Consider the following 26,329-nt stretch of genomic DNA (forward strand, 5'->3'; position numbering starts at 1 on the left):
TACTCGAACTAAGTAACCGGCGAAATAATTCGAACGATGAATACGCGCCTTGCCCCGTCATCGAAGCATCGGACGCTTCGCCGAGCGGGCCGCATCGCGCGTAGCGAGCAAGCAGTCGTTCGCTCTCGCCTGACACGGCTTTGCGTCTTCTGCCTCACGGCGGCGGCAATGACCGCCTGCGGACAGCACAGCGCCGGCATTGCAACCTATCAAGGGTTTGCCGAAGGCGAATTCGTCTATGTGTCGTCGTCCCAATCCGGCACGCTCGCCCAGCTCTCGGTGAAGCGCGGCCAGAACGTCGCGGCCGGCACGCCGCTCTTCGCGCTCGAGGCAGTCGACGAAACCGCTGCATTGCAGCAAGCCCGGCATCAGCTCGCAGCGGCCCAGGCACAGTTGGCGGACCTGCAAACGGGCAAGCGGCCACCCGAAGTGGACGTGACGCGAGCGCAGCTCGCACAGGCCGTGGCACAGGCGCGAATGGCCGCGCGGCAATTGACGCGCGACGAAGCGCAATATCAGGCGGGCGGCATTTCCGCGCAACAGCTCGACAACTCGCGCACCTCGGCCGCCACGACCGCGGCACAGGTTCGCGAACTGCAAAGCCAGTTGGTCGTCGCGCGCTTGCCGAGCCGCGAGAAGCAAGTCCGCGCACAAAACGAGCAGGTCGAGGCGGCGCAAGCGTCGCTCGCCCAGGCGCAATGGCGCGTCGATCAAAAGCGCGTGGCGGCGCCGAGCGCGGGCCTCGTCTACGACACGCTCTATCGCGTCGGCGAATGGGTGCAGGCAGGCAACCCCGTCGTTCAGTTGCTGCCGCCGCCGAACATCAAAGTGCGCTTCTTCGTGCCGGAAACCGTCGTCGGCTCTTTGGCGGTGGGGCGCCGCGTCATCGTCCACTGCGACGGCTGCGCCGCGGATATCCCGGCCACCGTCACCTACATCGCGACCGAGGCGGAGTACACACCGCCCATCATCTACAGCAATGAGACGCGTTCGAAGCTCGTGTTCCTGATCGAGGCGCATCCTTCGGCCGCCGATGCGCCGAAGCTGCATCCGGGCCAGCCCGTCACGGTGAGGCTGCAGTGAACGACTCGGCCGAGCCACGCGATGCCGCCGCCGGCTACGCGATAGACGTGCGCAAGCTCAACAAGCATTTCGGCTCCAAGCACGTCGTGAAGGATCTTTCGCTGCGCGTGGCGCGCGGCGAGATCTTCGGTTTTCTCGGGCCGAACGGCAGCGGCAAGACGACGTCGATCCGCATGATGTGCGGGCTGCTCACGCCAGATTCCGGCAGCGGTACGTGCCTCGGGTATGACATCGTGCGCGAGAGTGCGCAGATCAAGCGTCGCGTTGGGTACATGACGCAGCGCTTCTCGTACTGGGAGGACCTCTCGATCCGAGAAAACCTCGACTTCGTCGCGCGGATGTACCAGATGCCGCGCCGCAGGCAAGTTGTCGAGCAGGCGCTCGAATCGCTCGGACTCGTTAGCCGTGCGAATCAATTGGCCGGGGCGCTATCGGGCGGCTGGAAGCAGCGCCTCGCGCTGGCTGCCTGCATGCTGCACGAGCCGCAACTGCTGCTGCTCGACGAGCCGACGGCCGGCGTCGATCCGGCCGCGCGCCGCGACTTCTGGGAGGAGCTGCATCGGCTCGCCGCGCGAGGCATCTCCGTGCTCGTCAGCACGCACTATATGGACGAAGCGGAGCGCTGTCACAAGCTCGCCTACATCGCATACGGCGAACTACTGGCCGAGGGAACGGCGCAGGAAGTCATCGCGGCGCAAGGCCTCACGACGTGGACGATATCGGGTGCACGCCTCACCGAGCTCTCCGATCGCTTGCACGCGATGCCGGGCGTCGAGCAGACCGTCGTCTTCGGCCCGCTGCTGCACGTCAGCGGACGGGATCGGGCCGCACTCGGCGCGACGCTAGCCGAAGTCGGCAAGGATCCCTCGTTGGAAATGAGAGAAATCGCGACGGGGCTCGAGGACGTCTTCGTTTTTCTGATGAGCCGGACGGCCGACAGCGACGTCGACAAGGGACGAACATGAGCACGCGAGCCCCGTTTCCGGCGCGGTACTTTTCGTTCTCGTTCTCACGCTGGTGGAGCATCGTGTTGAAAGAGTTCTTGCAGTTGCGCCGCGACAGGGTCACGTTCGCCATGATCGTCGGCGTACCGATCATTCAGTTGGCACTGTTCGGATTCGCGATCAACACCGATCCGAAGCATCTGCCTTCGGCCGTCATCGTCGCCGACGACAGCGTGTTTTCGCGCAGCTTCATCGCCGCCATGCAGAACTCGGCCTACTTCGACATCGTCCGAACCCTGCGGAACGAAGAGGAGGGCCGCCGTGCGCTCGCGCGCGGCGACGTCCAGTTCGTGCTCACCATACCCGCCGATTTTTCTCGGCGGCTGCTGCGCGGCGAGCGGCCGTCGCTGCTCGTCGAAGCGGACGCGACCGATCCGCTCGCGACGAGCACCGCGCTCAACGCGCTGCCGGGGCTCGTGCAGCCCGTCGTCGACAAAGACATCATCGGGCCGCTCGCCCATTTGAACGGACGCGCGGCCGCATTCGACGTGGAAGTTCATCGCCTCTACAACCCGGAGGGAATCACGCAATACAACGTCGTGCCCGGCTTGATGGGCGTGATCCTGACGATGACGATGGTGATGATGACGGGCCTCGCGATCACACGCGAGCGCGAGCGAGGGACGATGGAAAATTTGCTCGCCACTCCGGTGCTGCCGATCGAAGTCATTACCGGGAAGATCGTACCGTACGTCTTCATCGGATTTATCCAGGTCTCGATCATCCTCGCCGCCGCGCGCTGGGTCTTTCATGTGCCGTTCGTCGGCGGCGTGCTCGCCATTTATGGCGCGTCGCTACTCTTCATCGCCGCGAACCTGACCGTTGGCATCACGCTTTCGTCTCTTGCGCAAAACCAGCTGCAAGGTATGCAGCTGACCGTGTTCTATTTCTTGCCCAACATCCTGCTCTCGGGATTCATGTTTCCGTTCGCGGGCATGCCGGCTTGGGCGCGGATCATCGGCAACGTGCTGCCGCTCACGTACTTCAACCGACTCGTGCGCGGCATCCTGCTCAAGGGCGACGGCTGGGCCGACCTCTGGCCTTCCGTCTGGCCGATCGCCGTTTTCACGCTGGTGTTGATGGCGGTGGCCGTGCGGTTTTATCGGCGCACGCTCGACTAGCGGGGTGGGCACATGAAAGCGATCGCTCGCCGAGCTCTTCAACACCTTCATGGCTGGACCGCCCTCGTTCCCGTGGCACTGATCGTCTGCGCCTGCACGGTGGGTCCCGACTTCCATGCACCGCCGCCGCCAACGACACAGCGCTATTCGCACGAAGAAACGCCATCGGCGACCGTGGGGGCCAGCGGCGCGGTCGGCGCCTCACAGACCTTCGCCCCCGCCGCGCATGCTCCGCGGCAATGGTGGAAGCAGTTCGAGTCGGACGATCTCGATCGACTCGTCGAGCTCGCGTTTCGTCAGAGCCCGACGCTCGACAGTGCGCGTGCGAAGCTCGTCGAAGCCAGGGAAAACTACGCGGCCGAAGCCGGTGCGACCGAATGGCCGAAAATCGACGCAAATCTGTCGGCCACGCGAGAGAAGATCGATATCGCGGCGTTCGGTATCACGTCCTTTCCGCCGCCCTCGCCGTTTACGCTCTACAACGCATCCGTCAGCGTGTCTTACATGCTCGATTTGTTCGGTGCGAATCGCCGCGCGCTCGAAGCGCTGCGGGCGCAAGTCGATTACGAGGCATACGAACTCGAGGCGGCGCGCCTCACGCTGGCAGGCAACATCGTCGCGGCGGCGATCCGGCGCGCGTCGCTGCAGCGACAGATCGAGCTCACCGAAGCGCTCGCGGCCGACGAAGCGCAACAGCTCTCCGTAATCGAATCGCGTTATGCGGCTGGCGGTGTCCCCATCGTCGACGTGCACAGTCAACGCACGCTGCTGGCTCAAACACGCGCGACGCTGCCGCCCCTTACCACGCAGTTGGCGCAGGTCGATCATCAACTGGCGATTCTGCTCGGCGTGCCGCCTTCCGATGCGGACGGTGCCGCTGTCACGCTCGACTCGCTCCATCTACCGGAGACCGTGCCCATCACACTACCGTCGACGCTAGCGCGTGAGCGTCCCGATATTCGCGCGGCGCTTGCGTTGCTCCATGAAGCGAGCGCCAATGTCGGCGTTGCCACGGCCAACCTCTATCCGAAGTTTTCGATTTCCGCGGGTGCGGGCTCGGAGCGGACGCGCATTGCGGACGAGCTGGACAGCCTCAATATCTGGAATCTCGGGTTGAACGTGACGCAGCCGATCTTTCACGGCGGCGAATTGCGAGCACGGAAGCGTTCGTCGGAGGCCGCATACGAGGCTGCGCTCGGCGATTATCGGCAGACGGTTCTCTTAGCGCTCGGGCAGGTAGCCGACGCGCTGCAAGCCGTTCAGGACGATGCACGTACGTTGCACGCGCGCGAGGCGGCGGCCCGAGAGGCGGAGGCGGCGAATGCGATCACGCGCGAGCAGTACGCGGCGGGCGGAGTCAGCCGATCCGCGCTGCTGGACGCGCAGAGGCAGGCGCTGCAAACAGCGCTCGATCGGGCACGTGCAGAGGGCGATCGGCTCGCCGACACGGCAGCGCTGTTTCAGGCCCTCGGCGGCGGCTGGACGACGGAGCCTTAAGGAGGGAAGGCTGCCCCCTGATACGTTCCCGATCAAGCACAACTCATCGCGAGGTACCCAAAGCGCTGACGCCCCGCGGGTTCGCTTCCGGGTCGACGACGGCGACAACCTGCGCAACCAATCCTTTCGCATAGTCGCTTCCGTGCAAAGCACTGACACGCGCGCTCATCGTGGAGCCGCCCTCTTGCGTGAACACCGAATCCTCGTCCAGTGTCGTGCGATGAATGCGGTGATTCCGGTATGGCGACAGGTTCATCAGTTGCACCATCAGCGCCTCGGGGAAGAAGACCTGCCCCACATGTGACACATGGCTATCGGCATGCGTGGCGCCCGTTCCTCGCACCTTGAAGTGGATGTGGTTCGTGCGCCCCATATAGTTCCCCGGAACAATAGTATGGAACGTGGCAATGCCCTGCCCATCGGTGCGCTGAATGCCGCGCAGGAAGGTCAGATGGTCGCTCGGCGTCGAGTTCGGAGGCGGGCCCGCTGGTCTGCCCCGCAGCACGTCAGATGCGTCCGCGCCCGTCATCGTCGGCGGCGGCCCCGGCGGCATTGTGGGTGGGTGCCGGTCGTGCGCGTAGCCTTCGTGCGGCAAATGATCGCCATCGGGCGGCGGTCCGGGTGGGCCGCCCATCTGCGTGAATCCCGAATAAATGCCGAGGGCGTCGCAATGCCAGATGTCGACGATCGCACCGACCAACGGCGCGCAGCGGCGCACGTCCATCACCGTGATGTCGAGCGTAAGCGGCACGCCCGGCTTGCCCTCAGTGACGTCGCTCCGCACGAGGTTGTCGTCGAGATAGTACGGTCCTACTTCTTGCTCAGGGGTTAGCTTGCACAACGCGAGTTCGCTCGGTCGTGCTGCGTGACTGCTGGTCGCAAAAGGCAGCGTCGCGCCGAGCGTCAGCGTTGTCGAAAGAAATCGCCGTCGCGAGAATGGTCGGTTGAAGGGCATGGCCAGTTTCGAGTGTTGCTACTGGCACCGACTCTATAACGAAAGCTGACGCGATTCGGTTTCAGGTCATTACGGGACCTTATCCGCGCTTAGCGCTTTGACACTCTGCCTCGCGATGGTCTGCGAGGCAGCGCTATCAAATGCCGATCTTCGGCGCGTTGAGGATTAATCGCAGGCCAAGCAGGGTGATGGCGCCGGCGGCGATGCGGTCCACCCACTTTTTCGCACGAAGGTAGACCTCGCGCGGTCCGCGGCTCGAAAAGCAGAGCGCGACGATCGTGTACCACCCGAATTCGATCGAGAATACGAGAGGCGGCAGTACGAAGTAGCACCAAAGCGGCGGATGCTGCGGAAGCAGCGCAGCAAAGATACTGCCGTACCAGATCGCCGTCTTGGGGTTGCTGAGCTGCGTGGTCAACCCCATCCAGAAGGATTTGCGCGCGCTGCTCGATCTCAAAGTCTGTTCGACGTCGACCGTGATCGGATGCTTCGCGCCGCGCCAGATCTTCGAAGCGACGTAGATCAGATAAGCGCCACCGGCGATTTTCAGGCCGATGTAGAGCCATTCGACAGCCTGTAACAGCGTGTAGAGGCCGGCAAGTGCAATGCTGCCGAAGAAGATGCCTCCCGCGCCCATACCGAGCGCGGTTGCAAGGCCGTCGCTGCGGGATAGACCGATCGAGTTGCGCGCAACGAGGACGAAGCTAGGCCCCGGAATCATCGCGCCCAACCACAACGCGGCGAGAATGGCGAAAACGGCGGCTGATGCGGTCATCGACGTCTCCTTTGGCGGTAATTCCGAGTAGGTGATTATTGCACGGATGGCCGCGTCCCTATGCTTCTCGCAAGTACTCCAAGGCAAACCGATCAGGACGACCAAGTACAGTTGGTCATGCACCGCCTCAGCGCGAGAGCTGATCTCCGGGGAAAAGCGTTATAGCCTCAAGTTCAATGCTACAAAGCCGATATCGATGAAAACGCTGCATTTTTGTCGCTACTTCGCCACCAATGGAGTAATTCTCTATGTTGCCGCCGACATGGAATCGCTGCGCGCCGTCCATCGTCCGGGCTGCACTTTTCGCTATCGTCGCGGCTGTCTCGCTCTTCGAAGTTCCCGACTCCTGGTCTCGCGAAGCGGCGGCCGCTACACCGCCAACCCCAGCAGAGATCAGAGAGGCGTGCGAGTACGTCGCCGATCGCGGGCCTGCGATCCGTTCAGAACTTCTGCGGGATGCCGCGATAGACGCTAGAAATGACGGGCGAGTCGTTGATGCAACCATCGGAACGAGCGATGGCTCGGCGGCTGGAGAGATTCTCGAGTACCGACCTCGAGGCGCATCGATAAAAGCTCCTCCAATCGAAACCAGCTACTTCGATGAACGGCCGCGGGCCGATTGGGGTTTCGGGGCACGCTGGCTTCGCTACGGAGGACATACATATGCGCTGATCTTCGAGTCCGAAAGCCTGCGTCGCGTGAGGCATCTTAGTGTCATCGATAGAAAGAACCGGGAGCATCTGTTGTGCACCTTTACGGTCAAGGAACATGAGACGCTAGCCCCCGTAGTCGACGCAGCCAAACCGCTGTGTCGCGCAGTAGCGACTAACCGGATCAAATTCCTTTCAGTGGACCGTGGTCCGGCCTCAACGCTCGAGTATCCGGGCGGGCCTCGAGCAGAAACGAGCATTGCTGGATTAACGATCGCTGATTTCACCAACTCGGGCATTGCCGCCAGACTCGTACAGCTAGAGTACGAGCATGGCGGCGGTCGTGGAGGAGCAGCAACCTATTTCGACGTCGCCAGTGACGGAGAGACGGTGTCTCAAGCGGGGCGACACAAGCTGCTGATGGCACTTCAGCACGCTTGGGAAGGCTCTTCCAGCGGTTACTTGCAGCCGGTCTTCGCCGGTGACAACGTGACGCGCCTCTTTTCCTGGAACGGTCTTACCTATTTCGACATTGCCGCTGGCGGTGGCGAGGCATACGATGACACGCCCTTTCACGAAGTGCGCTCTTTACTAAACAACAGCATAGAAACCGAGTGCGTTGCCAGCTACCGAGTTACTTGGAAGCTTTCGTCAATCGCCAAGGAGTTCCGAAAGTAGTACGCGGTGGTGGTGAGGACCATGAGTCCTCGCCCCTTACCGCCTCATCATCCGCATCATCTCCACTCCTCCAGTCCTGAAGAAGACCGTCGACAGAACGACAAAGACGGCGCCAGAGATGATGTTGAGCACGGTGGTGTAGTTGAACGTAATCTGCGCGCCAACCACGGCCGTATGCTGCTGCTGCGGCACCCATCCCGCGCCCTGGAAAATCGCCTCGACGACAAGTGCGGCCACCACCATCGCCAAATAGAACGTCACGAGCATGAAGACCGTCATCCGGCCGCCGTAGTACTTCCGATAGATATTCAGTATCGGCGGAATGATCAAGTCACCAAAAATGAACGAAGCGACACCACCAAAACTAATGCCGCCATTCCAAAGCACCGCGGCAAGCGGGACATTGCCCACAGAGCAGGTAAACGACGCAACGGCGATGAGCGGCCCCACGAACGCGCCCCAAATCATCGCGGCAATCGGGTGACCCGCGAGAAAAAACATTTGCCAGAAGCTGTCGGGCACCCATGCAGCGAGCGCACCTGCGATGAGAATCCCCACGCCGATATCGCGCCACAGCATCGCCCAGTTCATCACATAGCCATGACTAACCGCAATCCATCCTTGCTTCGACGTCAACCTTTCGCGCCAAGTCCCCTCCTGCGCGCTCATCGACATTTCAGCGTGCCCTTCCATGCTGCCGGCCACGCCTTTATCGGCCTGCTCGGTGGCACGTTTCTTCAACGATCCGCTGAGGAAGAACCGAAAAAGCAGCACGAGCACCGCGATCATGATCGGCCCACCGATGAACTCCGCGACCGCAAACTGCCAGGCGATCAGGACCCACATGAGAATCCCGAGTTCTAGAACGAGATTAGTCGCCGCGAACTGAAAGGCCATGGCAGCGATAAAGTCCCCGCCCTTGCGCACAATTGAGCGAGCCATCGCGACAGCCGCATACGAGCAAGAAGACGAAGCGGCACCGAGCGATGCAGCCAATGTCAATGAACGCGGCGACGAATCGGGCATCAGCTTCGACATTTCTGCCTTCGAGACCATTACCTCGATGACCGCGGAAACGAGAAAACCAAGGCTCAGGCCCCAGAATATCTGCCAGAGCATCGTGAAGGCCATCCAAAGGGCGTGGCCGATGGCGTTGAGAACGTGCATTTGAGCCCCTTCAAGGCGCTGCTTACTCACAAATCGCGGCGAACCCAAGCGTCCGCAAAACGCAGGCCTGCAACGCCCCGGGGCAACAGAGGGCGTTGCCGCCCACCTCAACGTACGAGCCGACGACCGCGATCGCCGTAGCGCAACGAGTTCACCCGAACCTGGCACGCTCGCGCAACGCTTCGGTCGTCTCGCCCGCCCCGTCGTGGCGCCAACCCGGCGGCTGGAAAACATACGCGAGCGCCGTCCACCAACCGGGCGCCGACTTCATATCGCGTGCAAGACTCACCCAATGTTCGAGCTCAACGACCAGCGGATTGCGCGAATGCGTCGGCGTGGTCAACCCATAGCGGCAAGGCTCTTCATCCCGCTCTTCGACGTAGGTTCCGAAGAGCCGATCGAATACGATCAACACGCCCCCGTAGTTCGCGTCGAGGTAAGTCGCATTCGACGCGTGATGAACGCGATGAGCCGACGGCGTATTGAACACATATTCGAGCCAGCCGAGCTTCGGGATCCATGTGGTGTGCAGCCAGAACTGATAGAGAAGGTTCAACGAGAGCGTAACGAGCACCACCTCGGGCCGCACGCCAAGCCATACGAGCGGTGCAAAAAACATCGCACTGCCCGTGATCTTGCCGGTCCAGCCGAGGCGATAGGCCGATGACAATGTCAATTGATTCGGCGAGTGATGGACAGCGTGTGTGGCCCAGAAAAAGCGAATGCGGTGCGAGCAACGGTGGTACCAGTAGTAGCAGAACTCCTGGCCGACGAACAACAGCATCACCATCAATGCGCTGTCGAGCGTCACCGTGAAGATTCGGTGCTCCCACGCCAGCGCGAAGATCGGCGTCGCGAGCGACAGCGGCAAAAAGGCAAGCAGCTTCCGGCCAGCCAGATCGACAAGCGACAGCCAGACCTCGTGCCATTGAAAGCGCGCATGGGTATTTCGGTTTTTCCAGGTCAGCCAGCACGCCTCGATCAGCGAAACGCCGACGACGAACGAAGACGCGATGAGCGAAATTAGTGCGGTAGAGGTCATCTCGACTCCAGTGAATAAGATTGAGAGGATTTCGTCGGCCGGCCCGCGATGCAATGACTTTAGCGAACGAGCTCTGAAAGCGCGATCGGAAAGATATGTCGAGCGGTTTCAATCAACGTGAGACCGGCCCTATCGTCACCACAACACGCCGTTTTCCGGACGCAGCGAAGACAAGCCGTGATCGCTGCCGAGGCTATCGAGCAAATCCATTTCGATCGCACGCGCGACGGCGGTCAACGGCACGTCGTTGACCGTGTTCGAGAACGGTTGAGCGATGTCGTCGCCGGTCCGCAGCAGCGCGAGCAGCAGAAAGCCGAGTCCCGTCGAGCCAAGAGGCGTGAAGACGCCGAGCGTCTGTACGAGCCCGAGCGGCAGCAACAGACAGAACGCGTGGGTGAACAGCGCGGGATACGTCGCATATTGCCGCGGAAACGGCGTGTTTCGAATCCGCTCCATCCCTCCCTGCGCATTTGAAAGCTCGCGCATCGTTTGCGCGACGATCGCAAGCCGCATACTGTCGAGCAACGCTTCGCGCCCAATCAGTCGCGCACTCTCCGAGAGAATCGCGTGCGGAACGTTGGCAACGCCACGCAAACGCTCGATCTCTTCCGCGGGAAGGCGTCCATCCAACTCGTCCCACGGCGGCTCGCGGCGCAGGTGCAGCCGCAGCGCATGAACGTAAGCGATCTGACGCAAGACCAACAGGCGCCGCAGCGCTCGTGCATGCTCGGGCAGCAGGATGCTCAGCTCGCGAGCGAAGCTGCGAGAGTAGTTGACCGTCGCGCCCAGAAGCGTTCGAGCCTCCCACCATCGCGAATACGCGGCGGAGTTGCGAAAGCTCAGGTAGACGACGATCGCCGAGCCGAACAGCGATAGCGGCAGCGGCGGAAAGGTGACACTTTCTGGCGCGTAAAGATAGGCAACCGTGACGACGATATCCCACAGGCACAGGAGCCCCAGCGGCCGCCCCACGTAGCGGATGATCTGTATTGCGCATGCACGCCCCGGGACGATCACGCCGCCACCCTGCGCGGCCGCTGCATGCGCTCGCGGGCCTCGTCTAGCGGTAAAAAGCGCCTGGTGTCCGCGTCGAGTACCGTGACCGCTCCCGCGCCGATGTCGTAGAGCCATCCCTGCAGCGCGAGGCGTTGTTGCGCGAGCCGAGCGGCAACCGGCGGATGGGTGCGCAGGTGCGAGACCTGCAGCCGAACGTTTTCTTCGGCGATTTCCTGAATCATCCGCGAGGGGCCCAAGCGCCGCGCCCGCACGACGCTGCGCGCAGCCTCGGCGTTGCGCAGCCACGCCTGAACGGTCGGCATCTGGCAGCAAGGCGTGGCCTCCACGGCAAGACTTTTCATCGCACCGCAGTCCGTATGACCGCAAACCACGATCTGTCGAACGCCGAGCAGCGTCACTGCGTATTCGATAATGGCCGAGACTCCGCCAAGCGTTTCCCCATAGGGCGGTACGATATTGCCGATGTTGCGGCAGACGAAGAGCTCCCCAGGCTGGCTCTGCGTGATTGTTTCCGGACACACGCGCGAGTCTGCACAAGTGATGAACAATGTATGTGGCGCCTGTCCGTGAGCCAGGTCTTCGAACAACGCCCGGTTCGACGGAAACACCTCACGGCTGAATCGCTCGACGCCCGACAGCAGTCCGGCCAAATCGCGCCTGACGTGTCCGCCCAGCGCCAAGGCAGTCAAATTCCCTTCTACTTTCATTTAGAACTCCTAACAAATACAAGTAATCTCATATCGAATTGACGCTCACCACGCTCGCGCCTACATCACACGCAGGTGCGTCTTCCGTTAGCCGCGCCCACGTACCGGCCAGTTGTTGGCGGTGCCGGCCGCCTGCACCTGGTCAGCAATCTTGTCGGCCAGCTTTTTGGCGTCGGTGTCCGTCGTGTGCCGGCGCTCCGATACCACATGCAGCGCCGCCCCGGCGGCAAGCGCGATCGGCAGATGATGAGTGATCGCTCCCATCGCACCCGTTTCAGCCATGCCCGGCGCCTTGCCGCTGTCCGCCTTTGCCGTGAAGCTTTGGATCGGCACCGCCGGGCCTGTCGCCGGCTGATACGTCAGCCTGACTGACGCTGCGAGTTCACGCTTTCCCGCTCCGAGCCCGACGACGACGCGCCGGCGTGCGTCGCCGGCGTCGACCGTTTCGAAGTTGCCCTCGACGAGCAGCGCCCTCGTGCCGGCCGGCACGGCCGAATCCGAGCGCATGGCGCGCCAGCCTTGGGACTGCAGGCGGCTGACGATTTCGTTGGCGACGTTATCGCGCAGTTCGGCCGCGCAGGCCGCTTGGCTCACGCCCGTCGAACCGCCCGACATCAAGCGCAGGCCCTGACGCTGTCCTTGTCCACTCACGGGCAGGCACTGGTCCGGCGCAACGTCGAACGACCTGACATAGACAATGTCCGGCGCTTCGCGGGCGTCTACCGGGTAATGAGCGACGCCCGTCACGGGCGCCGCGCAACCGGTCAGCAAAACGAAACTTGCTGACAACGCCGCGACGGCCGCGCGTTTCCAATTTCGTGCCGCAAGCTGGGATGGATTCTGCATACTCATTCGGACCTCGATTCAGCTATGCGTGAGTTCGCTCGACCGGTCGACCAGGCGTCTCCCGGAACATGGAGGCAAGTATCGAGGGAGCGCCGCGTAAACACTATCGATGAGTTATGTCGGGAAATGTCGTCCGCGCTCGGGGGTAGCGCCCCCAAACCGTCGGGCAAGCGCCGGCCGGCGCTGCCCAGCAACAGCACCGAACCCTGGTCACGCGTGAGGCGCTTTCAGCGGCAGAGCGACGCGTACCTCGAGGCCGCCCCCCTCACGCGAGTGAAAGCTGACCGAGCCGCCGTGAGATCGAGCGATCCTTTCAACGATGGCGAGCCCGAGCCCGGTGCCGCGCGACTGGCGGCTCGCGTTCGCGCCGCGCGCGAACGGCGCTTTGAGACGTTCGAGCTCGTCGGCGCTGATTCCTTTGCCTCGATCGCAAACCGCTGCGTAGGCATAGCCGCCTTCGCACCAGGTACGGACGGCCAGGCCGATGCGTCCGTAAGCCACCGCGTTCTGCATAAGGTTCATCAGCAAGCGCGTCGTGTTTGTCGGGCGAAACGGAAACGGCGGCACATCGCCGAGCGATAGCTCGAATCCGTGCCCAAGCCCCGCGAAATCGCCCGCGATCTGATCGACGAGCGCATTGAGGTCGCCGACTTGCGGCGTTTCACGCTCGCCGCTGCCCGCGTAGTCCATGAATTGCTGAAGAATGGCGTCGATCTGCTCGAGGTAACCATCGGCCGATGCGGACAGTGCTGCGTCGCCGTTGGCCGGAATCGCGAGCGTGAGCGCGAGACGCAGCTTCGTGAGCGGCGTCCGAATGTCATGCGAGATTCCGGCCAGCATCAGTGCGCGTGTCGCTTCGGCTTGGCGCAACGCATCCGTCATTTCGTTGAAGGCGCGGCTTACCTGCACAATTTCGGTCGGGCCGTCGACAGGCAGCGTCTGTGGCGCGTTGCCCGCGCTCACTTCACGCGCGGCATGCGCGAGCTGCCGTAACGGTCGATTGATGTAGCTTTGAATGAAATAGCCCGTCAGGGCCGCGACGAGCACCAGACCGATCGATAGCGCGATCGCGGTCGTGACGGCATCGGTTTGCGCATCGGGTCCCATCGCCGGCGCGATCCAGTAAGGCGAGCCCGCGATATGAATGCGAATCCAAAGCCTTTCAGCCGCGGCGGGCTCCCAGCGGATAAGCGTGTCGGCTGGAAGGCTACGATGCAGAGCCTGAGCGAACAGATCGCGTTGGTAGGTGCGAAAGAAGTGAATGAAACTCGGACGCGGCGCCTCGACAGCGTCGCGCGGCGGCTCAGGTTGAGCATCGAGTCGGGCGATCACCGCTCGGCCTTCGCCTGCCGGCAGTGAAGCCAGCGCGCGATCGAGCGTCCGCACGTATTGGGCGAAGGTAACCGCCGCTCGTTCTACGCGTGGACGCTGGATGTAATAGACGATGACTGTCAGTGAGCACGCCTGCGTCAAGACGACGAGCGTAACCAGCAGCGCAATGTTGCGCGCGAGCAGCGAGCGCGGCGGGCCGAAGCGCCTCATCGGTCGACATCCGCCACCAGCATGTAGCCCATGCCCCAGACCGTCTTGATGAATCTCGGCTTCGACGGATCGTCTTCCACGACTTGCCTGAGCCTCAACACTTGTACGTCGATGCTGCGATCGAGCGCTTCGTGCTCGCGCCCCCGCGCGCGGGCCAGAAGATTCTCGCGGCTGACCGGCCGGTTTGGCGACGAACCGAGCGCCTGCAAGAGCCGCATCTGCGCCGAGTTCAGCTCGACAGGCTGCCCGGCCCGCAGCAACGTCTGTTTCCTCAGATCGAAGCGGAAGTCCCCGAACCGCACCTGCTCCGACGTGACCGTTGCTTCGCCCGACGCGATTTTCTGTCGGCGCAGCAACGCGCGTATCCGCGCAACGAGCTCGTTCGGCAGAAACGGCTTCGCCAGATAATCGTCCGCGCCCATTTCGAGCCCGACGACGCGGTCGACGGGATCGCCTTTGGCCGTCAGCATGAGGATCGGTAACGTGTGCCCCTCCGCGCGCAAGCGCCGGCAAACCGAGAGCCCATCCTCGGGCTCCATCATCAGATCGAGCACGAGCATGTCGAACGGCTCACGCTGCAAATAGCGATCGAGCCGCCTGCTATCGGCAACGCAGCGCACATGGAAACCCTGTCCCGTCAGGAAGCGCTGCTGCATGTTGCGCAGCTCCGCGTCATCGTCGAGCACGATGATCTTGTCCGGCCGATCCATGACGTACCTCCGGCAATACCGCGTTGGCCCAATGCCGCGCGTCCACGCTGACATCATCATAGGCGGTATGGGCTCGTTCAACGTGAGGTGCCGCTCACGCGCGCATCAGCGCGATCGCGCTCGTTGTGCGAAATACGCTTCGACCTGTGCGAGCGTGACATAACCCTGATGACGCGTGTCGACCTGATCGAAGTGGCGTGCCACCATCGGCATTCCGGCAGCGGCCTGCTGCCGCGTCAGCTTGCCGTCGTGCGTAGTGTTAGCGTTGGCGAAGCGCTCGTGCAGGATCTCCAACCCTTGCTCCATGCGCGCCGCGCCGCTCGCGGGCGAAGCGGCCGCTCCGGGTGAGAGCACCTGCGCGGACGCAGCTGTCGAGGCGACACAGATGGCAATCGTGATAAGCATACGTTTCATTAAGTACTCCTCATGGAATCATCGCCGCCTGTCGGCGCACTGCGCTCCGACTCGAGCGACGGCAGGCGAATCTTAGAGGCGTACCTGGGAAGCTGGCGATTGAAAAACTGTGTCGCGGCATGTCATGGCGCCAAGCGGAGACGCGGTCGCGCCAGGGCAGGAAGGCTTGAGCAGCGGCGCGCGAATCGCGCGCCATGGGGCGGGTGGTCGCTCGTTCGGCCGCGCACATTGCGACGTGCGGCGGCGGGCTTCCAGGCGTACTATCGCTTCCATCATCCGATCGAGGATGACCTCACGGTAGAGATGCAATCGGGGGAACCAGCCATGAGACGCCTCTACTTTCTCGTACCTGATACGGCGATGGCGAAAGCGATCGTCGACGACTTGCTCCGCGCGCGAATCACCTGGCGGCATATCCACGTTCTCGCGAACCACAACGTCGCGCTCGATCAGTTGCCTGAAGCATCTTTGCTCCAAAGCAGCGACCTCGTGCATGCGCTCGAGCGCGGCGTGGCGCTCGGGGGTGCAACGGGCGCGCTCGTCGGTCTCGCGGCACTCGTCTTTCCGCCCGCGGAACTCGTCATAGCGGGCGGCGCCGTGGTCGCATTGACGTTGGCGGGTGCGGGCTTCGGGGCGTGGACCGCCGCGATGATCGGCATCGCCGAACCGAACGCGCGGCTCGCACGCTTTCAGGACGCGATCAAAGACGGCCAGATTCTGATCATGGCCGACGTGCCTGCGTTGAGAGAACAAGAAATCGAAGAGAGGGTCGCTCAGCATTTCCCGACGGCGGATCGCGAAGGCGCCGAGCCTACGACACCGATCTTTCCTTGAGGGGCGAAGCCCGTCTTCGCTTCAGCACTGGGGAACGCGTCACTAGCAGCGGGGCGCACGCGGTGCAGCTGCCAGTGCGCCGGCCGGATACCCTTCGGCCAGCGCTGCTTCGCTCAACAGCACCCGAACTTCGCTCATTAGCCGCGCGGCAGGCACCGGCTTCGTCAATAGCCTGTCCCACAGCCTCTCGTCCACCGATGGCGGCGGGTAGAGCGCGGTAAGCATGACAATGGGAATACGGACCGTCGTCAGATTCGACTTCAGACGCCGGCAAAGCTCGGCGCCGTCGATGCGCGGCATCATGTAATCCGTGACGATAAGGTCCGGCCGCTCGGCGATCGCCTTCGCGATCGCGGATTCGGCGTCGTTTGCAGTCACGACGCGATACCCTTCCTCCGCGAAAAGAGCCCCAAGGGCGCGCAGAAAGTTACGGTCGTCGTCGATGGCGAGGATTGTAACCAAGCGAAAATCCCGTATCAAAGAGCAAACAAGGGACAGCAATTAGCATGCCTGAAAGGGCTTATTGCTTCGCCGGGGCAACGCCATGGCGGCTCGGAGTGACGTCGCTCCGCGTGGTAGCCAGACTGCACTGTCCAGCCGCCTGTACTTTCTTCACTCGTTACGGCGTAGAAACGTCCGAATCGTCAGCTTGGGCCGAGGGGATAAAACACGGATTGGGAGTCAATGCCCTGACTATCGATAGGAGCCGCCCCGTGTCGGCATCGTCTTCGTGGACGCCGATCAGACTGGTAGGCGTCTGTCTCCCAGCGCGTCATCCAAATTTCTTCGCATACAGCTCGCCGACCCAGTCGACGAAAACGCGAACTCGCGGCGACAGATGTCGCCGGTATGGGTAGAGCGCCGACACGGGCATATCGGGGCTTTGCCACTCGCTCAGCACTTCGACGAGGCGCCCATCGCGCAGTTCGTCCTCGACATGATGACGAGGAACCTGGATCAGCCCGCAGCCGCGCAGCGCGCTGACGACATAAGTCTCGGCATCATTGACGGCGATCCATCCCCCGAGCTCGTAGGTGCGTGCCAATCCGTCGACGACGAGCTCGAACGGATAGGCGATGTTTCCATTGCTCGAGAAAAATCGGACGGCCTGATGCGAAGGCAACTCATCAGGGTGATGGGGCGTGCCGACCGCAGCCAGATAATCCGGGCTCGCGCAGATGACCTGCGGCATCATGGCAAGCCGCTTGGCCACGAGCGTCGAATCGCGCGGATGGCCGCCGCGAATGACGCAATCGACACCCTCCCGCACGAGATCGACCAGCCGGTCGCCACTGCTGACGACGAGATCGATCGCCGGAAATCGGCGACGAAATTCGTCGATCTTCGGCAACACGATGCGCGTCGCATGCGTGCCGTGCATGTCGATGCGCAGCACGCCGCGCGGGTTCGCCGCAACATGCCGCAGTGACGCCTCGGCGTCCTCGAGCTCGTTCAGTACCTGCACGCAGCGCTCGTAGTAGGCCTGCCCGTCGAGCGTCGGCCGCACTTGCCGCGTGGTCCGCTCCAGCAGCCGCGTGCTGAGCCTCGCCTCGAGCTGCTTGATCGCATGTGTCGCCGTCGCGCGCGGAATGTCGAGCATGTCGGCCGCGCGACTGAAGCTTCCCGTCTCCACGATGCGAGTAAAGAGCTGAAGCGTGTCGAGCCGGTCCATCGTAACTTACCGTCCCTGAAATGGGGTCATGGATGATTGTTCGATTATAGGGGGCCGCCTCGACGGGATTGTTGAGCCCCATTGAATGCGATTACCAACCTGCAGCCATTTATCGCCCCCACCGAAACGGCAAGAATGGACTCCATCCAGACGGGCACATCCCCTATCTCTCGAGGAGCAAATCATGAGCAACAGAGCACGGAAGAGCGCCATCGTCACCGGTGGCTCGCGCGGAATCGGTCAGGCGATCTCGCTGCGGCTGGCGGCGGACGGCTTCGCGGTCGTAGTCAACTATGCGGGCAATGCGGCGAAGGCCGAGGAGACGGTCGACGCGATCAAGGCAGCCGGCGGCATGGCACTGGCGATCCGGGGCGACGTGAGCAACCCGGATGATGTCGAGAAACTGTTTACGTCCGCGAAGACGGCGTTCGGCGGCGTCGATGTCGTCGTGAACAGCGCCGGCATCATGCCGATGGCAACGATCGACACGGTCCATCTCGAAGCGTTCGATCAAGTGATCGCGACGAATCTGCGCGGCACTTTCCTCGTCATGGCGCACGCGGCGAAGGATCTCGAGAAGGGCGGGCGGATCATTGCACTGTCGACGAGCGTGATCGCAAAGTCCTTCCCGGGTTATGGCCCCTACATCGCGAGCAAGGCGGGTGTCGAAGGGCTCGTGCACGTGCTCGCGAACGAATTGCGCGGACGTGGCATCACGGTCAATGCGATCGCGCCCGGGCCAGTCGCGACCGAACTCTTCTTGAAGGGCAAGTCCGACGAGCTGATTGCTCAGATCGCCAAACAGGCGCCGTTGGAGCGCATCGGTCAGCCGGAAGATATTGCGTCCGCCGTGTCGTTTCTCGCTGGCCCCGATGGGGCCTGGGTCAACTCGCAGGTCGTCCGCGTCAATGGGGGTTTTGCTTGATTTTTCGCTCGCTCCAATGCGAGCGGCCCGGCAACTGCGGTAGCCGGGCCGCGTAATCACGCACGACCTTGGTTCTCGAAAAATGAAGCGCTAACTCTTCACCCTTCGATCGATTACTGTGAACCGCTGCTCGGTTCTGGCTCACTCGCCGCCATGCCCTTCCTATGCTTCATATGCCGCATGTGATGTTTATGCATGCCGTTCGACTTGTTCATGCCGTTTTCCATCGTGCTCGTCCCCGATGCGCCCGATGGTGACTCGGTTGTGCCTCCGGCATTCGGCGTTCCCATCCCTGTGCCGCCGCCGCCGGCAGCCCCTCCACCAGCCCCCGCCGCATAAGCGGCACCGGATAATCCAAGCATCAAAGCGGAAACAACGATTCCCTTACCTGTAACTCGCATAACGGCCTCCCTCCTTACGCAACGTGACGACTACCCGAAAAGGGCACAATGTCTAGCGTTCCGCAGCAAGCGGCATGCCGCGTTCGTGCGTCATCGCGCGGCGTAGTGCAGGCACGATCGATGCTGTCACCGTCGTCCATGAAACGACTCTTCAAAGTTACCGTTGTGCTTCTCGTCGCCGTGCTCGCGGGCAACCGTATCAGCGACTTCTTGACCGCAGGCTCTCGGCGCCAGCGGCCCCCTCTCTGAACCGAACGTCAAGTGCGGTTTTTGCCAATCTTTGCAATCGCTTGACCGTCTCTTATGCTACAGACGGCCAGATGCAAACAGCGGACCGAAATTTCGACTTTCTCGGTCACCACGCGACACGCTCCCAAAGGAGAATAGCGATGAGAAACGCGACAAGGTGGGCCATTTTCACGTACCGCGGTGCACAGGCTTCAAGTCGAAACTCGGCATTTTGGCGATCCTGTCGACGTTTGCTACGCGTTTGCCTCTATGGGCTCGGCGCACTCGCGCTGGCTGGCAGCTTTGCGCAGGCCGCGACGATCAAGAGCGGCGACATCCTCGTTGTCGATACAGGCAACGGCAAGCTCTTTAGCGTAGACCCGCAGACAGGTGTGCGCACCGTCATCACCGATTTTCGAAATTCTTCGCAAGGTCCCGTCGATCAATCGTTCCTCGGCGGCGTCTCCATGGCAGGCGGGCGGATCTTCGTCACCGCCGCAACGACCGGCATCTACGCGGTCGATCCTGCCACCGGCACGCGCACGCTCGTCAGCAACTTCGCCCAGGGCACGTTTCAAGGGGACGTCTTCGGCTCGGCCGTCGATTCATTCGGGCACGTCAACGTCAACTGGGCGAAACCGCAATTCGGCGGAGCGCCGAGGGCCATCGTCAACGTAGATCCGCGCAGCGATGCACGCACTATCGTCACTGATTTGACGAACCCCGCTCAGGGAGATTCGTTCAACTGTTGTGTCGCCTACTTCACGGACCTCGCGCTCGAACACTCGGGGTCGATCGTCGCGGGCGTGACATGGTTTTCGCCAGTCGGGCCCTCGCGAGATACAGGCGACCTCTATCGCGTCAATCCGGCATCAGGTCAACGAACGCTGCTCAGCGATTTCAGCAACGCGGCGCAGGGTGTCACCCAGGTGGTGCCGTCAACGGGTATTGCGACCGACCCGTCCGGTCAAATTCTGGTGAATACGCGAGGAACGTCGACCGCTTCCACTCCGCGGGATCTACTGGTACGGGTAGATCCCGCCACCGGAAACCGTACCGTCGTCAGCGATTTCGACAATGCCGCGCAAGGGACTCCTGGACGGCGTCTTTCGGGCATCGCGTTGGAGCAGTCGGCGACCCATGTCGACTTTATCGTCGGCGCCAGCGTCGCGGCGAATCTCGCCGCACAACCGACGCTCCTCTTCCGAGTCAACCCGCAGACGGGACAGCGGACTTTGCTCAGCGATTCCAGTAATACGCAGCAAGGGCCCCCGTTCTCATGGATCGATGAGATTACCGTCGTGCCCTGACAGCCGGACCAATTAGCTTCGATCCGCGTCCGGCACGCGTAGAGGTTCGACGATCGATCAGTGCGATGAGCGTTGGCTGCATTGCCAAATGTAAAAAGGGGCGAAGATGTCTTCGCCCCTTTCGCCATTCAGAGGACCATCAGGCGGCTTTGAGCAACCCGTGCGGGTCGATGACGAACTTGCGCGGCGCACCGCCGTCGAACTGCTTGTAGCCTTCCGGCGCTTCGTTGAGCGAAATCACGGTGACGTTGACGATATCCGCGATCGGCAGCCGGTCGAATAGAATCGCCTGCATCAGATTGCGGTTGTATTTCAACACCGGCGTCTGGCCCGTATGGAACGAGTGTGACTTCGCCCAGCCGAGCCCGAAGCGAATGCTGAGGCTTCCGTGCTGCGCGGCGACGTCCTTCGCGCCCGGATCGTCAGTCACGTAGAGACCGGGAATGCCGATCGCGCCGGCAGGCCGCGTGATTTCCATCAGCGAATTCAGCACCGTCGCAGGCGCTTCTTGCGAATGGCCCGACGCACCGTGACCGTGCGCTTCGAAGCCGACACAGTCGACCGCGCAATCGATTTCCGGCTTACCGAGGATCTGCGCGATCTGCTCGCCGAGCGTCGCGTCCTTCGAGAGATCGACGACTTCAAAGCCCATCGCTTTCGCGTGTTCAAGACGTGCCGCGTTCATGTCGCCGACGATCGTACATGCCGCGCCCAGCAGACGTGCCGATGCGGCCGCCGCCATGCCGACCGGTCCCGCGCCCGCGATGTAGACCGTCGAGCCGGGTTTCACACCCGCTGTCACCGCGCCGTGATAGCCCGTGGGCAAAATATCTGAAAGGCACGTGAGGTCGCGAATCTTCGCCATCGCCTGGTCGCGGTTCGGGAACTTCAGCAGGTTGAAGTCCGCATACGGCACCAAGACGTACTCGGCTTGTCCTCCGATCCACCCGCCCATGTCGACGTAGCCATAGGCCCCGCCCGCCCGCGACGGGTTCACGTTCAAGCAAACCCCCGTATGCTGCTCCTTGCACATCGCGCAGCGTCCGCACGCAACGTTGAACGGGACGGACACCAGATCGCCGATCTTCAGCGTCTCGACGTCATGGCCGACCTCGATCACTTCGCCCGTGATCTCGTGGCCGAGCACGAGCCCGACCGGCGCTGTCGTGCGGCCGCGCACCATGTGCTGGTCCGAGCCGCAGATGTTCGTGCTGACCACCTTGAGAATCACACCGTGGCCGATCGAGCGCCCGCTCGGGTCCACCATCTTCGGATAATCGATCTTTTGCACCTCGACCTTGCCCGGCCCGAGATACACGACACCTCGATTGCTACTCATCGCACTGTCTCCTTTCCGTTCTATGGCGCTGCCGCACGCCGGCTGCAAGCGTGACTCGTCGAGAGTAGTCCGGAACGAAGGGAGAACGAGAGACAAAACCCGACAGACGTTTGAACGGTGCCGACATCGGGTTCGCGGCGGCGATACATGCGATTCACGCATGCATTGCGCGAAACGACGGACGGCGCGTCAGTGAAGGACAGCTTCGCCGATCGCGGCGAGCGCGCAGAATACGACGACGACGAGCGGAGGGACTTTCCAACGCGCCAGCAGGAAAAAACCGATGACAGCGATGGCGAAATCGGCTTCCGTGAGAATGGCGCTCGTCCAGACCGGTGTGTACAGCGCAGTCGCGAGCAAGCCGACGACGGCCGCATTGATGCCGGCGAGCATGGCGGCCATCGAGGGGCGGGAACGCAGCGCCTGCCAGTACGGTAACGCCGCGATGACGAGCAGCAGCCCGGGCAGGAAGATTCCCACAGTTGCGATCACCGCACCTAGGGCGTGGCTCGGGGTTCCTGCCAGCATCCAACCGAGGAAAGCGGCGAACGTAAAAAGAGGCCCAGGGACGGCCTGAGCGGCACCGTAGCCAGCGAGAAACACGTTCGGCGTCACCCAGCCCGTTGCGACGGTTTGCTGCTGCAACAGCGGCAGCACCACGTGACCACCGCCGAAAACGAGCGCGCCGGAGCGGTAGAAGGCGTCGAAGACTTTGATCGCATGGCTTGCGTCTAGCGTGGCCAAGGCAGGAAGCCCGGCGAGGAGCACGCAGAAGAGCATCAACGCAACCGCGCCGGCAGTGCGCGAGACCCGGAATTCGAAAGCATGTTGCGGCGGCGTTACTGCCATCGCCGATCCCGTTGTCCTACATAACGCAACGCCAAGCGCTGCGCCAATGACAATGACGACCAATTGAGAATAAACGGTCGTCATCACGCTGAGCAGTACCATGGCAATGAGCGCAATGGCCGCGCGGCGGTGGTCCGGACATAGACGTCGGGCCATGTCCCAGACAGCTTGCGCGACAACGGCGACAGCGACGATTTTCAAGCCATGAATCAGGCCTGTGCCGAGCGGACCTCCGAGGCTCGGCGCAATCGCGGCGAAAGCGAGCAGCAAGATGACCGAAGGCAGCGTGAACCCGCACCATGCGGCGAGGCCGCCGAGCCACCCGGCTCGCAGCAGGCCTATCGAGAATCCGACCTGGCTGCTGGCGGGACCCGGCAGGAATTGGCAAAGGCCGACGAGGTCGGTGAAAGTTTCGTCGTCGAGCCAGCGACGTCGCTCGACGAATTCGCGGCGGAAGTAGCCGATATGAGCAATCGGACCGCCAAAAGACGTCAGCCCCAACTTGAGAAACACTCTGAGAACCTCGGGCGCGGCGGCGACGCGAGTAGCGTGCGGTGATGTCGTCGGGGTTTCCATATGCTCGGGCATGGTTAATGCGTTCAATCGGCGCATCGGTATTGTCTATGAAAAGGGAATCCGCGCGCCCGCCGCGCTCCCTTATGCGGCCCGTCATGGCAACGCCGAGTTATTCCATTCGAGACAGCAACTGTCTATCGGGTAGTCGATATGCGAACCATCCTCAATCGGTTGCATCACTCGCGCTGGTGCGCCGCTACAGTCATTGCAACGCTGCTTCCGGGAAGCGCCTACGCCGTGGGGGCTTGTCCAAAGTTTGTCGAGCTGAGCTCGGGCACCGTATTCAGCGTGGCGGATCTCATCTCCGACACTGGCTCGCCCGAAGCCGCACTGCGTGAGGTGCGCGCAGCGCTTGCAGAGACGAACGCAGCCGGTGGTTGCCGCCGGGCTACCGATCATAACGCCTGTGAGGAAACGCTGGCGGTCACGCGCAAGGCGATATCCGCGTTGGAGGAATGCACTGCACGGCATTTGCCTGCCCAAAAGGTCGAATAGCAGCGCTACGCTACGTCGCGCGCAGATCGTCTTGAACGACGCCCATGCGTTAACCGTGCCTTAAGCTCGCGGTGCCAAGCTCGTGTCAACGGTTGCGGAGATGTCTCTTCGCAGCCGCAACTGACACGGAGGTACCTATCATGGACGGCAAGATCAAGGCCATCGCTATTGCGATTGCACTGGCCGTACCGGCCGTTTCGTTCGGTCAGCCATCGAACGGGCCGCTGACCCGCGCGCAAGTGCGAGCCCAGTTGATCCAGCTCGAACGCGCCGGCTACAACCCGGCGGAGGGTAATCGAGGATCGCACTATCCGCGAGATATCCAGGCGGCTGAAGCGCGCGTTGCGGCGCAGAACGGCACTAGCGGAACGAGCGGCACGGCGACAGGGATGGGTGGAACGACGACGAGCGCTTCGGAGTCGGGGCATCAAACCAACACCTCGAGTTGGATGGGTGGAACGACGACTTATGAGCCGGGGCATCAAACCCACACCTCAACTTGGAATGCGATGTACCGACACCATTGAGCTAGTGGCGCCGGTGATCACACGCACCAACTTCTCTCATCGGCGTCGCGCAAATTCCCCGGGGGAGCGCGCTCTTTCCAACAACGGACGCGCTCCCCCGTCGCCGAGATGGAAGCAGCTACTGCCATCGGCGAAGCAGAATTTCTTCGCCATCGGCTCATTGGCCATTGCTCGTATTTATCTTTTCTTGCAGTACCGGATTAGCCTGCTTCTCACTATCGACACGGTCGGCGCTGGGCTGCGTCTGCGTCTGCGTTGGTTGCGCTTCTCGCGTCGCCATTTGATTCATCATTTGTTCTGTTAATGCTCTATCCTCCGCATCGCCTTGCTCAGCGTTCGCCATTGGTACGAGCGCGACCATCGCAGTTGTCAGGACAAACGCCTTCATGACAGTCTCCCAGGAAAGGGATGGTACGAAGTTAGTTATCCTGGATCATTGCTCCGGAACATCTCATGTCCGGCCTACCCCCGGTCATTTAGCATAGGTGTGGTCGACGACGATTGTCGGCCGTAACGCAGCGGGATTCGGATGGGTTTATCGCTAGCGGCCTCGCTCCCCGCCGACTCGCACAGAAACCGTGCTTGTCTGGATGGCCAAGTCACAACCTGCAGCGCAGCTCGTTCCGTCAGCGGCGGACGGCCCCGTGGAAACATGTTGCGCGCTCGTGACGCTGTACAGCTGATTGCCGTGGTCGAGGACGATGAGCTTGGTAGTAATCGTTCGTTTGCCATTGCCGATATTGACGACGAGCTCGCCGGTGCAGTCGGAATTCACCGTGTACGAGAGCGTCTCGTCGGACTCGAAATCGGCCGGGGCACCGGGCAGTCGCGTTCCGTTGAGCATCACGAAGTCTTTTTGAGCGCCTGTGCCGTTTCCGTCGAAGGTTTGAAGCGCAATGCCGTCGATAACACCAGGAACTGCAAAGCGGTGGAGCGTCTGGTTCGGCGCGGTTCCGGTGAGGACACCTAGCAATTCAGCATGTATCTTTGTGCCGAACGTTCCTCTCAGGCTCGCTACCGTACATGCGTCGCTATCCTGAGCGAAAGCCACGTTATTCAGCGACAACAGTGCAATCGCGGTTGCCACCGCCTTATTCAAGTAGCTGTTGGACATCTTCATCTCCTTTTATCTCCAAAATCGGTCAACGCAAGTCACCTGCACTGCCGTGCAGATCACCCACGACGTCACGGCATCGGTCGTCATCAGTGCAAGACGCTGACGTCGGCCCCCCCGGGTTGCTTCGGTTTTGATGGGAATTTTCCAGCGATGGAACTCGTTTAGCGGTGTACGGCGCACGCTGCTCGGCGAACGCTTGGAGTCAAATGCGATTTTTGGAGTATTGCAACTCGTTTTAGCCCGACCGTAATGGCACGGCCAGACAAAAACGAGCGTGATTAGCCGTCTGCGTTCTGATGAGAGATGTCCCCAAGGAACGCGATTCGATAGCTTGTCGCGCGGGGACTCGTGCCGAACGCAGCTGTTGGTTTCGAGCTTCGGCAGCAATGATTAATGTGTTTGCCGCGGGCCAACACTTCCCCGCCTCTGCTTACCGGTCTGGTGTCAGTAGCACGCGTCGAAACGCTTGCACCGGAAGCGACAAGGGCCTGTTCGCCAGCGTTGGCACAGTGAGTGCAGAAGGGTTGCGAACCGAGCATCAACGGCCCACATTGCGAGTAATTGCCATGGACCACACCATCGATTCCGAAATCCATCACCTGGAGCGCGTTCTATCGCTCGAGATAGCTCATCAGGTGTTCAGCGTCGACTACTGGCGCAGTAGAGTGACGCAGCTGACCAAGGCCGACGGTTTGGTGACCGCGCAGATGCTGAGGCTGCAGCGGCTTCTCGACTTTCTGGAGGACCGCGAACGCGCCGCTTTCAGCTCTCAGGAGGGCGCAGGCAGCAGCTCCAAGCGAGCGGGGATACGCTGTATGGAATGGTGTCGGCGCCGCGTCGCGTAATCC

Annotated in this window: 26 protein-coding genes; 10 read left to right on the forward strand and 16 right to left on the reverse strand. The window is 62.0% G+C overall.

Features of this window, described 5'->3' with window-relative positions; all coding sequences use genetic code 11:
• Positions 1–168 precede the first annotated feature (168 nt).
• Genes C9I57_RS07175 through C9I57_RS07190 form a run of 4 tightly spaced genes read left to right on the forward strand, consistent with a single transcriptional unit; the run spans position 169 to position 4,705 of the window.
• The gene (locus C9I57_RS07175; protein WP_107150178.1) at positions 169–1,083 is read left to right on the forward strand and encodes an HlyD family secretion protein; all 915 of its coding nucleotides are present in this window, start codon (positions 169–171) and stop codon (positions 1,081–1,083) included.
• Positions 1,080–2,048, forward strand: coding sequence for an ABC transporter ATP-binding protein (locus C9I57_RS07180; protein ID WP_107149941.1), 969 nt, complete (start codon positions 1,080–1,082; stop codon positions 2,046–2,048). The genes C9I57_RS07175 and C9I57_RS07180 overlap by 4 nt, the downstream gene beginning before the upstream one ends.
• Entirely contained in the window at positions 2,045–3,208 is a 1,164-nt protein-coding gene (locus C9I57_RS07185) for an ABC transporter permease (protein WP_107149942.1), read from the forward strand. Before C9I57_RS07180 ends, C9I57_RS07185 begins: the two co-directional genes overlap by 4 nt.
• 12 nt (positions 3,209–3,220) lie before the next feature.
• Complete coding sequence (locus tag C9I57_RS07190) at positions 3,221–4,705, forward strand: efflux transporter outer membrane subunit (RefSeq protein ID WP_107149943.1); 1,485 nt, start codon at positions 3,221–3,223, stop codon at positions 4,703–4,705.
• Between the two features lie 43 nt (positions 4,706–4,748).
• Here the strand turns inward: C9I57_RS07190 and C9I57_RS07195 are convergent, their stop codons facing one another.
• A complete protein-coding gene (locus C9I57_RS07195; protein ID WP_181321756.1) occupies positions 4,749–5,546 on the reverse strand; it encodes an intradiol ring-cleavage dioxygenase in 798 nt (265 codons plus the stop codon).
• 250 nt (positions 5,547–5,796) lie between these two features.
• On the reverse strand, positions 5,797–6,435 hold the full coding sequence (locus C9I57_RS07200) for a LysE family translocator (protein ID WP_107149945.1): 639 nt from the start codon (positions 6,433–6,435) through the stop codon (positions 5,797–5,799).
• A gap of 248 nt (positions 6,436–6,683) precedes the next feature.
• Between C9I57_RS07200 and C9I57_RS07205 the strand changes: the two genes are divergently transcribed.
• Positions 6,684–7,763 carry a hypothetical protein gene (locus C9I57_RS07205; RefSeq protein ID WP_107149946.1) on the forward strand — a complete coding sequence of 360 codons (1,080 nt, stop codon included), beginning with the start codon at positions 6,684–6,686 and terminating at the stop codon, positions 7,761–7,763.
• Between the two features lie 36 nt (positions 7,764–7,799).
• On the opposite strand, the gene C9I57_RS07210 is transcribed toward C9I57_RS07205, so the two are convergent.
• The 8 genes from C9I57_RS07210 to C9I57_RS07245 form a co-directional block, all read right to left on the reverse strand.
• Positions 7,800–8,930: a permease gene (locus C9I57_RS07210; protein ID WP_107149947.1), complete on the reverse strand. Its 1,131-nt coding sequence runs from the start codon at positions 8,928–8,930 to the stop codon at positions 7,800–7,802.
• Positions 8,931–9,081: 151 nt separating this feature from the next.
• Positions 9,082–9,972 (reverse strand): sterol desaturase family protein, encoded by an 891-nt coding sequence (locus C9I57_RS07215; RefSeq protein ID WP_107149948.1) that lies wholly within the window; start codon positions 9,970–9,972, stop codon positions 9,082–9,084.
• 135 nt (positions 9,973–10,107) lie between these two features.
• A complete protein-coding gene (locus C9I57_RS07220) occupies positions 10,108–10,989 on the reverse strand; it encodes a bestrophin family protein (RefSeq protein ID WP_107149949.1) in 882 nt (293 codons plus the stop codon).
• Positions 10,986–11,696, reverse strand: coding sequence for a carbonic anhydrase (locus tag C9I57_RS07225; protein ID WP_107149950.1), 711 nt, complete (start codon positions 11,694–11,696; stop codon positions 10,986–10,988). The genes C9I57_RS07220 and C9I57_RS07225 overlap by 4 nt, the downstream gene beginning before the upstream one ends.
• An 87-nt stretch (positions 11,697–11,783) precedes the next feature.
• Positions 11,784–12,548, reverse strand: coding sequence for a DUF4410 domain-containing protein (locus C9I57_RS07230; RefSeq protein WP_107149951.1), 765 nt, complete (start codon positions 12,546–12,548; stop codon positions 11,784–11,786).
• A 204-nt stretch (positions 12,549–12,752) separates the two neighbouring features.
• Entirely contained in the window at positions 12,753–14,084 is a 1,332-nt protein-coding gene (locus C9I57_RS07235; RefSeq protein WP_107149952.1) for an ATP-binding protein, read from the reverse strand.
• On the reverse strand, positions 14,081–14,794 hold the full coding sequence (locus C9I57_RS07240) for a response regulator (RefSeq protein WP_107149953.1): 714 nt from the start codon (positions 14,792–14,794) through the stop codon (positions 14,081–14,083). The genes C9I57_RS07235 and C9I57_RS07240 overlap by 4 nt, the downstream gene beginning before the upstream one ends.
• 105 nt (positions 14,795–14,899) lie before the next feature.
• Positions 14,900–15,208, reverse strand: a complete 309-nt coding sequence (locus C9I57_RS07245) for a hypothetical protein (protein ID WP_107149954.1) — start codon at positions 15,206–15,208, stop codon at positions 14,900–14,902.
• 324 nt (positions 15,209–15,532) lie between these two features.
• Here C9I57_RS07245 and C9I57_RS07250 point away from each other — a divergent pair, with 324 nt between their 5' ends.
• Positions 15,533–16,042 (forward strand): DUF1269 domain-containing protein, encoded by a 510-nt coding sequence (locus tag C9I57_RS07250; protein ID WP_107150179.1) that lies wholly within the window; start codon positions 15,533–15,535, stop codon positions 16,040–16,042.
• Between the two features lie 42 nt (positions 16,043–16,084).
• Here the strand turns inward: C9I57_RS07250 and C9I57_RS07255 are convergent, their stop codons facing one another.
• Both C9I57_RS07255 and C9I57_RS07260 read right to left on the reverse strand, forming a co-directional pair.
• Positions 16,085–16,504: a response regulator gene (locus tag C9I57_RS07255; protein WP_107149955.1), complete on the reverse strand. Its 420-nt coding sequence runs from the start codon at positions 16,502–16,504 to the stop codon at positions 16,085–16,087.
• 310 nt (positions 16,505–16,814) lie between these two features.
• Positions 16,815–17,714 carry a LysR family transcriptional regulator gene (locus tag C9I57_RS07260; RefSeq protein ID WP_107149956.1) on the reverse strand — a complete coding sequence of 300 codons (900 nt, stop codon included), beginning with the start codon at positions 17,712–17,714 and terminating at the stop codon, positions 16,815–16,817.
• A 184-nt stretch (positions 17,715–17,898) separates the two neighbouring features.
• On the opposite strand from C9I57_RS07260, the gene C9I57_RS07265 reads away from it, so the two are divergent.
• Both C9I57_RS07265 and C9I57_RS07275 read left to right on the forward strand, forming a co-directional pair.
• The gene (locus C9I57_RS07265) at positions 17,899–18,639 is read left to right on the forward strand and encodes an SDR family oxidoreductase (protein ID WP_107149957.1); all 741 of its coding nucleotides are present in this window, start codon (positions 17,899–17,901) and stop codon (positions 18,637–18,639) included.
• Positions 18,640–19,519: 880 nt separating this feature from the next.
• Positions 19,520–20,578 (forward strand): PQQ-binding-like beta-propeller repeat protein, encoded by a 1,059-nt coding sequence (locus tag C9I57_RS07275; protein WP_181321757.1) that lies wholly within the window; start codon positions 19,520–19,522, stop codon positions 20,576–20,578.
• A gap of 139 nt (positions 20,579–20,717) precedes the next feature.
• On the opposite strand, the gene fdhA is transcribed toward C9I57_RS07275, so the two are convergent.
• Positions 20,718–21,917 (reverse strand): formaldehyde dehydrogenase, glutathione-independent, encoded by a 1,200-nt coding sequence (gene fdhA / locus C9I57_RS07280; protein ID WP_107149960.1) that lies wholly within the window; start codon positions 21,915–21,917, stop codon positions 20,718–20,720.
• Between the two features lie 189 nt (positions 21,918–22,106).
• The gene (chrA, locus tag C9I57_RS07285) at positions 22,107–23,342 is read right to left on the reverse strand and encodes a chromate efflux transporter (protein ID WP_107150180.1); all 1,236 of its coding nucleotides are present in this window, start codon (positions 23,340–23,342) and stop codon (positions 22,107–22,109) included.
• Positions 23,343–23,977: 635 nt separating this feature from the next.
• On the opposite strand from chrA, the gene C9I57_RS07295 reads away from it, so the two are divergent.
• Complete coding sequence (locus C9I57_RS07295; protein ID WP_107149962.1) at positions 23,978–24,364, forward strand: DUF4148 domain-containing protein; 387 nt, start codon at positions 23,978–23,980, stop codon at positions 24,362–24,364.
• A 157-nt stretch (positions 24,365–24,521) separates the two neighbouring features.
• On the opposite strand, the gene C9I57_RS07300 is transcribed toward C9I57_RS07295, so the two are convergent.
• Both C9I57_RS07300 and C9I57_RS07305 read right to left on the reverse strand, forming a co-directional pair.
• A complete protein-coding gene (locus C9I57_RS07300; protein WP_107149963.1) occupies positions 24,522–24,752 on the reverse strand; it encodes a hypothetical protein in 231 nt (76 codons plus the stop codon).
• 153 nt (positions 24,753–24,905) lie between these two features.
• Positions 24,906–25,478, reverse strand: coding sequence for a hypothetical protein (locus C9I57_RS07305; protein WP_146166181.1), 573 nt, complete (start codon positions 25,476–25,478; stop codon positions 24,906–24,908).
• Between the two features lie 569 nt (positions 25,479–26,047).
• Between C9I57_RS07305 and C9I57_RS07310 the strand changes: the two genes are divergently transcribed.
• A complete protein-coding gene (locus tag C9I57_RS07310) occupies positions 26,048–26,326 on the forward strand; it encodes a hypothetical protein (protein WP_107149965.1) in 279 nt (92 codons plus the stop codon).
• Positions 26,327–26,329: the final 3 nt, after the last annotated feature.

Origin of the sequence: Trinickia symbiotica, from assembly GCF_003028655.1 — a bacterium.
Lineage (GTDB): Bacteria > Pseudomonadota > Gammaproteobacteria > Burkholderiales > Burkholderiaceae > Trinickia > Trinickia symbiotica_A.